At 41.3% G+C, this 6,989-nt stretch carries 6 protein-coding genes and 4 tRNA genes; 7 read left to right on the top strand and 3 right to left on the bottom strand.

From position 1 onward, the window contains the following. Window positions 1-266: 266 nt before the first annotated feature. Window positions 267-1,607, bottom strand: coding sequence for a CDP-diacylglycerol--serine O-phosphatidyltransferase (gene pssA, locus K358_RS0103265; protein ID WP_027695477.1), 1,341 nt, complete (start codon window positions 1,605-1,607; stop codon window positions 267-269). Window positions 1,608-1,693: 86 nt separating this feature from the next. Then, window positions 1,694-2,131, bottom strand: coding sequence for a GNAT family N-acetyltransferase (locus K358_RS0103260; protein ID WP_027695476.1), 438 nt, complete (start codon window positions 2,129-2,131; stop codon window positions 1,694-1,696). 66 nt (window positions 2,132-2,197) lie between these two features. Here K358_RS0103260 and murB point away from each other — a divergent pair, with 66 nt between their 5' ends. Together murB and birA are read left to right on the top strand one after the other, a co-directional pair. Further along, window positions 2,198-3,247: a UDP-N-acetylmuramate dehydrogenase gene (gene murB, locus K358_RS0103255; RefSeq protein ID WP_027695475.1), complete on the top strand. Its 1,050-nt coding sequence runs from the start codon at window positions 2,198-2,200 to the stop codon at window positions 3,245-3,247. A gap of 15 nt (window positions 3,248-3,262) precedes the next feature. Beyond that, complete coding sequence (birA, locus tag K358_RS0103250) at window positions 3,263-4,240, top strand: bifunctional biotin--[acetyl-CoA-carboxylase] ligase/biotin operon repressor BirA (RefSeq protein ID WP_027695474.1); 978 nt, start codon at window positions 3,263-3,265, stop codon at window positions 4,238-4,240. Between the two features lie 19 nt (window positions 4,241-4,259). Here the strand turns inward: birA and coaA are convergent, their stop codons facing one another. Continuing rightward, window positions 4,260-5,183, bottom strand: a complete 924-nt coding sequence (coaA, locus tag K358_RS0103245) for a type I pantothenate kinase (RefSeq protein WP_027695473.1) — start codon at window positions 5,181-5,183, stop codon at window positions 4,260-4,262. 207 nt (window positions 5,184-5,390) lie between these two features. On the opposite strand from coaA, the gene K358_RS0103240 reads away from it, so the two are divergent. The 5 genes from K358_RS0103240 to tuf form a co-directional block, all read left to right on the top strand. Further along, window positions 5,391-5,466: transfer RNA gene (locus tag K358_RS0103240), tRNA-Thr, on the top strand. Between the two features lie 44 nt (window positions 5,467-5,510). Continuing rightward, window positions 5,511-5,595, top strand: a tRNA-Tyr gene (locus K358_RS0103235). A gap of 71 nt (window positions 5,596-5,666) precedes the next feature. After that, a tRNA-Gly gene (locus K358_RS0103230) sits at window positions 5,667-5,741 on the top strand. A 28-nt stretch (window positions 5,742-5,769) separates the two neighbouring features. After that, window positions 5,770-5,846 (top strand) — tRNA-Thr (locus K358_RS0103225). Between the two features lie 112 nt (window positions 5,847-5,958). Next, the coding region (tuf, locus tag K358_RS0103220) for an elongation factor Tu (RefSeq protein WP_027695472.1) at window positions 5,959-6,989 on the top strand (1,031 nt) is incomplete at its 3' end.

Here is a 6,989-nt window from a genome sequence, read left to right as displayed (position 1 = left end):
GGGGTCGCGGGTTCGAGTCCCGTCCACTCCGCCACTTATTTTAAGAAACCTGATTCGAAAGAGTCAGGTTTTTTTTTCGTTTGTCGAAAGTGAAAATTGATTCTCTTATAGAAGATTCTTACTCACTCTTATGGAACGCTAATCAACACGTTAAAATGACTGTATTGTGAATAAAAAGGATATGGCTAAGGGGAGTCTCGAGTGAGGTAGTGTTTATCTGATCATGAAAAAAGCCCAAGTAGATAACTTGGGCTAGATAGGTAAGTCTATAGGATTTGCTTTAAGATTCGGTCTGCTTTGACTCTTTTAATTTTACGTATGAGCTTTTGTACATCTTCAGGGTAATCTTCAAGAGTGTCTAATTGCTTATAGCTGCCGATTAAATTGGTATGTTCGAGAATAGATGAGAGTTCATTCTCAAACTGTTCGGTAAGTAATTGCTCGGTATCTTTAATCAGCAAGCCATTCTCTAAATCTAATTTCCAGGCTCTAGGGTTAAAGTTATTGCCTGTGATTAGCATGTATTTTTTATCAATCCACATTCCCTTTAGATGGAAGCTATTATTATCATGCTTCCAAAGGTGAATCGATAGTTGGCGACTCGCGATATAGCCTTCATTGATACGGGCAAAATGACGTAAGTTGAGCTCGTATAAGTAAGGTAGGCCAGCGATGGTCTTAAAATCTTCTTCTGGCGGAATATAAAAATCGTTGGCGGTTTTATCTCCGACAATGATGGTCACCTTAACGCCTCGTTTTATCGCTCTTTTTACTTCTTTAGCGATACTTTTAGGAAAGTTGAAATACGGTGTCAGGATCGTGATTTCTTTTTCGGCGCAAGCTAGAAGATTATTAATATGTAGATTTAGTTTATTGCGACGCTTACCAACTCCTACTAATGGTGTGATACCCACTTCGCCTTGTTTAATTATCTCTGGAGTGAACTCATATCGAGATTGAGTAAGCAGAGCGCGAAATTGTTTGATCACTGGCTTTAACGTTTTAGTTGCAGGCCTCGCTACTTGTGATAAACAATTGACCGCTGGACTGTTGCTAATATTTTGCTGAATATATTGCACCATACAATTAGCTAGCGCTGGATTTGCCATGACATGGTAGCGGTCAAAACGGTATTTATCACTATGGTGTAGGTAGATATTATTTAGGCTCGCACCGCTGTATATAACGGTATCATCAATGATAAAGCCTTTGAGATGTAATACACCAAAAACTTCTTTCCCGCGAACAGGCACGCCTAAAATAGAAATTGGATGCTGGTACTTTTGTGCAAATTCTTTATATAAAGCCGCATTACCTTCGCTTTGAGCGGCACCAATTAATCCGCGTTGCGCTCGGTGCCAGTCAACACACACCGTAACATCAAGCTCAGGGTTGCGTTGTTTTGCCTCATAGAGTTCGGTCAGAATTTGACGGCCAGCGTCGTCATCTTCGAGATATAAGGCGACAAGGTAAATGCGTTGTGTTGCTTGTTTGATTTCAGACAATAGCCGATCACGGAATTGTTGTGCTGAAAAGAGCACTTCAAAAGCGTTTGGATCTTGAGCTATGGTTGGTAGCTGTTCGAGTAATTCCTTACTAGCTATCATATTTTTATGAACCTTATATGCTGCTAATGTCTTGGCTTATTATTTTACCAAATTAATCGTCATTATTCCTACATATGAACAAGAAGTTATGTCAGAACTGTAGGTAGATATCGCATTGGTAGAAGTTTTTTGCCGGTACTGGTGTAACGTATGAATAATTGTTGCAGTGAATTGGGAAGCTGTTCGACTTCCACTACAGAGAACCCCGCCGATTGATATAGCGATTCAAGGTGCTGGTAGGCGAAGCAGAAACTATTCTCGGATAAATAATGAGCCTGACAAAATGCTAATAATTGGCTAGCGATACCTTGTTGTCGGTAGTCTGGGATAACTAACATACCAGTGAGAAGCGTAAAGTTTTCAATGGGGCGAAACCGGACAATACAAATAATTTTCTGTTGATGGTAACCAACGACGATTTGTTCATTTTTTTTCGGTTTGGCCGAAGGGTAGAAAGCTTTATAGATAGGCTTAATGAGCGGTATTTTAATACTTTCAAGCGGTTGAAAATTAACTTCAATCATACAGGCACTGTGTTTATTAAATGTATAAGGTAGAATAGTACGACACGCGCTTAGGTAATCAAACGTATGAATGTAAATAATAATGTAAACCTCAAACCTTTCCATACTTTTGGCATTGATGTGCCTTGTGATGCTCTTGTGGAAGCGACAACGGTAGATGACTTAATTTCCGCTTACCGCAGCCCTGAGTGGCAAGACTTACCTAAGTTGATCTTGGGCAAAGGCAGTAATGTGCTATTCACCGAACCTTTTCATGGTGTGGTCGTCATTAATAAACTACTGGGAAAAACTGTTACTACCCGTGATGATTCTATTTATTTAACTATCGCGGGCGGTGAAGATTGGCCGAGTTTAGTGAAATGGACATTAGAACAAGGCATCCCTGGCTTAGAAAATTTAGCCTTAATTCCAGGTTGTGCCGGTAGTGCTCCTATACAGAACATTGGCGCTTATGGCGTTGAATTTAAAGATATATGTGATTATGTTGAATACTTAGATCTCGAGTCATTCGATATTATTCGCTTAAGTGCTCAAGAGTGTTTGTTTGGTTATCGAGACTCGATATTTAAAAATGACTTATTGGGTAAAGTTATCATCACCTCTATTGGGTTAAAGCTCCCTTTGAAGTGGCAACCTAATTTTACCTACGGCCCATTAAAATCAGAAAAAGATTTGCTTACCACGCCTCATGCAGTATTTGAGCATGTGTGTGATATTCGCCGCTCTAAACTGCCAGATCCTAATGTCACGGGTAATGCCGGCAGCTTTTTCAAAAACCCAGTGATTAGCCATGAGAATTACTTAGAATTACAAGCGCTTTACCCTGATCTGAACGGGTTTGAAGTTGAAGGTGGAGTTAAAATTGCGGCAGGTTGGCTGATTGATCGTTGCGGCTTGAAAGGTCACCAGATAGGTGGTGCGCAAGTACATCCGCAACAAGCTCTGGTTATTGTAAATGTCGATAATGCGACCTCTAATGATGTTCTTGAACTTGCTTGGTATGTTAAACATGCTGTGCTGGATAAATATGGCGTGGAATTGGAGCATGAAGTGCGATTCTTTAATGCTACCCAAGAGACGCGTTTAGAAATTACCTTTGCAGATCGCTTTCAATAATTAAATTGGTACACCATGACAGATAGCAAACCGAAATTACACGACGTTAAGCTACGTATTATCAAACAATTGTCGGATGGTGAGTTTCATTCAGGCGAAGATTTAGGTGAGCTGTTTGGTATCTCACGGGCGGCAATTAGTAAACATATCAAAGGGATCCAAGAGTGGGGGATTGATATCTATCGAGTTCAAGGAAAAGGCTATCAGCTTTCTTCATCTATAGACTTATTAGATTACGACATTATCCAGTCTGCCTCATCGGTTCCCGTTGAGCTATTTCCAGTTATTGACTCAACCAATCAGTACCTTCTCGACAGTATCGATTCTTTACCGAGTGGTGCGGTTTGCGTGGCGGAGTATCAGGCTAAAGGTAGAGGAAGAAGAGGGCGTCAGTGGGCATCTCCCTTTGGTTCTAACCTATACTTTTCAATGTATTGGCAGTTGGAGTCGGGAGTCGCCGCAGCAATGGGGTTAAGCCTTGCTATCGGTGTTGCGATTGTTGATGCATTAGAAGCTTTAGGCGCGACAGGCCTGAAATTAAAATGGCCCAATGATCTCTATTTCGAAGATAAAAAACTAGCCGGTATTTTGGTCGAAATGTCTGCACAAACAGGTGGTGTTGCTCATCTGGTAGTAGGGATGGGTCTGAACATTAATATGAAGGCAGATACCGATGCTATCGATCAGCCGTGGGCCAATTTAAATCAAGTGTTCAATGATAATATGCCATCAAGAAATCAACTGGTAATAGAGTTGATCAGAGCTTGGCAACAGGTGCTTGAACAATATGAGGAGCAAGGCATGGCCTCGTTTGTGAAGCGCTGGAATGAATTGGATAATTTTAAAAATAAGCCCATCAAGTTATTAATGGGTAACAAAGAAGTTTACGGTATCGGTAAAGGTATCAACCAGCAAGGCGGTATTTTACTGGAAACCGAACAAGGGTTAGAAACTTATGTTGGTGGTGAGATTTCATTAAGAAAAGCAGACTAATCGACGCAACCAACTAGTGCTATTTTCTTAGGTGAACCTCTTCTACCATATGATCAGCACCTTTGCGTAATATTAGCTGTGCTCGATCTTTGGTCGGTAGAATATTTTGCTGTAAGTTGATGCCATTAATAGAGTTCCAAATACTCTTAGCTTTATCGATCGATTCTTGCTCAGTGAGTTTGGTGTAATGACTAAAGTACGAGCCGGGCTTGGTGAATGCCCCTTTACGCAACTTCATAAACCGAGAAACATACCATTCTTCTATCTGTTGAGTATCCGCATCAACATAAATAGAAAAATCCAAAAAGTCAGAGATAAATACTTTGAAAGGGCTTTCTGGGTAATCACTACCACTTTGTAGAACATTTAACCCCTCAATAATCAACACGTCCGGTTGATCTACCACCTTAACTTCATCAGTAATATCGTAAGTAATGTGTGAATAAAGAGGTACTTGAATGTTTCGCTTACAAGCTTTGACATCACTTAAAAACTCAACCAGTGACTTAGTATCGTAAGACTCAGGGAAGCCCTTTTTAGTCATCAAATTATTATTCAGCAAGGTTTCATTAGGGTGTAAAAAACCGTCCGTTGTAATCAGTTCGACTTTAGGGTGGTTTTCCCAGCGAGATAACAAGGCGGTTAATAATCTTGCAGTGGTGCTTTTGCCAACCGCGACACTTCCTGCAATACCAATAATAAAGGGAGGCGATTTTTCTTGTTTATTAAAGAATTGATGCAGTACTTGATTGCGGCTTTGGCGAGCTTCGACATATAAATTGAGTAGACGAGATAGTGGTAAATAAATTTTTGTCACTTCTTCCATCGACAGGCTTTCATTGATCCCTTGTAGTTCTTCCAAGTCTTCAGGGGTCAGTGTCATTGGTACAGAATTACGTAATTCAGACCACTGACTTCGATTGTATGAAAGGTACGGATTCATAGAAAGACTCGAAAATAACCAAAAAGGATGAGCGAAGATACACCAAGCGCCGTTGATTTCAAATAAGCGTTAAGTGACTTTAGTAATAAATTAGCAAGTTTTTGCCTTATTTATACCCAATTTCTTATTCCATTAATGAAAATAATGGTTTTTTGCATTTTACCCTTGCAAGCTTTTGGAACATTCAATAGAATTCGCTCCACTTGCGCCGACTTAGCTCAGTAGGTAGAGCAACTGACTTGTAATCAGTAGGTCACCAGTTCGATTCCGGTAGTCGGCACCATCTCTTTTTATTTAGATAAAGAGGCGGCAAGCAATAAAAAATTTGGAGGGGTTCCCGAGTGGCCAAAGGGAGCAGACTGTAAATCTGCCGGCTCCGCCTTCGATGGTTCGAATCCGTCCCCCTCCACCATATTTACATTTATTTTATAATCAAAATGAATGTAAATAAATTGCGAAAATAGCGCTCAGAGTTACACGTGTGCGTGCGTCGTATAATGGCTATTACCTCAGCCTTCCAAGCTGATGATGCGGGTTCGATTCCCGCCGCACGCTCCAAATTTTGTACTTTATAAAACAATATAGTGCTGATATAGCTCAGCCCGGTAGAGCGCACCCTTGGTAAGGGTGAGGTCCCCAGTTCGAGTCTGGGTATCAGCACCAGTTTTAAGCAATATTTTCCGATTGAGATACACTTACTTTACTAAAAAGTACTATTATTTTTTGGTTACGTGGTCATTCAAGCCACCTAAATCCGTACCTAGAGGGACTATCCATGTCTAAAGAAAAATTTGAACGTACGAAACCGCACGTAAACGTTGGTACTATCGGCCACGTTGACCACGGTAAAACAACTCTTACTGCTGCTATCTGTACTACACTTGCAAAAGTGTACGGTGGTGTAGCTAAAGACTTCGCATCTATCGATAACGCTCCAGAAGAGCGCGAGCGTGGTATCACAATCGCTACTTCTCACGTAGAGTACGATACTCCATCACGTCACTACGCACACGTAGACTGCCCAGGACACGCCGATTATGTTAAAAACATGATCACTGGTGCTGCGCAAATGGACGGCGGTATCCTAGTTGTTGCTGCAACTGACGGCCCAATGCCACAAACACGTGAGCACATCCTACTTGGTCGCCAGGTTGGTATTCCTTACATCATCGTATTCATGAACAAATGTGACATGGTTGATGATGAAGAGCTTCTTGAGCTAGTTGAAATGGAAGTTCGTGAACTTCTTTCTGAATATGATTACCCAGGTGATGATTTACCAGTAATCCAAGGTTCAGCTCTAGGCGCTCTAAACGGCGAAAAACAATGGGAAGATAAAATTGTTGAGCTTGCAGAAGCACTAGACAACTACATCCCAGAACCAGAGCGTGCTGTAGACCAACCGTTCCTACTACCAATTGAAGATGTATTCTCAATCCAAGGTCGTGGTACTGTTGTAACAGGTCGTATCGAGCGCGGTATCCTACGCGTAGGTGACGAAGTAGAAATCGTTGGTATCAAAGATACTACTCTTACTACTTGTACTGGTGTTGAAATGTTCCGTAAGCTGCTTGACGAAGGTCGTGCGGGTGAGAACGTTGGTGCACTTCTACGTGGTACTAAGCGTGATGACGTTGAACGTGGTCAAGTATTGGCAGCGAAAGGTTCAATCAACCCACACACAACTTTCGAATCAGAAGTATACGTACTTTCGAAAGATGAAGGTGGTCGTCATACTCCATTCTTCAAAGGTTACCGTCCACAGTTCTACTTCCGTACAACTGACGTAACTGGCGACATTCAACT

Source organism: Vibrio litoralis DSM 17657 (assembly GCF_000426765.1).
In the GTDB taxonomy this organism is placed as follows: domain Bacteria; phylum Pseudomonadota; class Gammaproteobacteria; order Enterobacterales; family Vibrionaceae; genus Vibrio; species Vibrio litoralis.
Note: the sequence above shows the minus strand (reverse complement) of the source record. Positions and strands in the feature narration are given on the sequence as shown.

Excerpts from the sequence above, each read along its gene's own strand:
- pssA (WP_027695477.1), bottom strand. The coding sequence starts at position 1,607 with ATGATAGCTAGTAAGGAATTACTCGAACAGCTACCAACCATAGCTCAA.
- K358_RS0103260 (WP_027695476.1), bottom strand. The coding sequence starts at position 2,131 with ATGATTGAAGTTAATTTTCAACCGCTTGAAAGTATTAAAATACCGCTC.
- murB (WP_027695475.1), top strand. The coding sequence starts at position 2,198 with ATGAATGTAAATAATAATGTAAACCTCAAACCTTTCCATACTTTTGGC.
- birA (WP_027695474.1), top strand. The coding sequence starts at position 3,263 with ATGACAGATAGCAAACCGAAATTACACGACGTTAAGCTACGTATTATC.
- coaA (WP_027695473.1), bottom strand. The coding sequence starts at position 5,183 with ATGAATCCGTACCTTTCATACAATCGAAGTCAGTGGTCTGAATTACGT.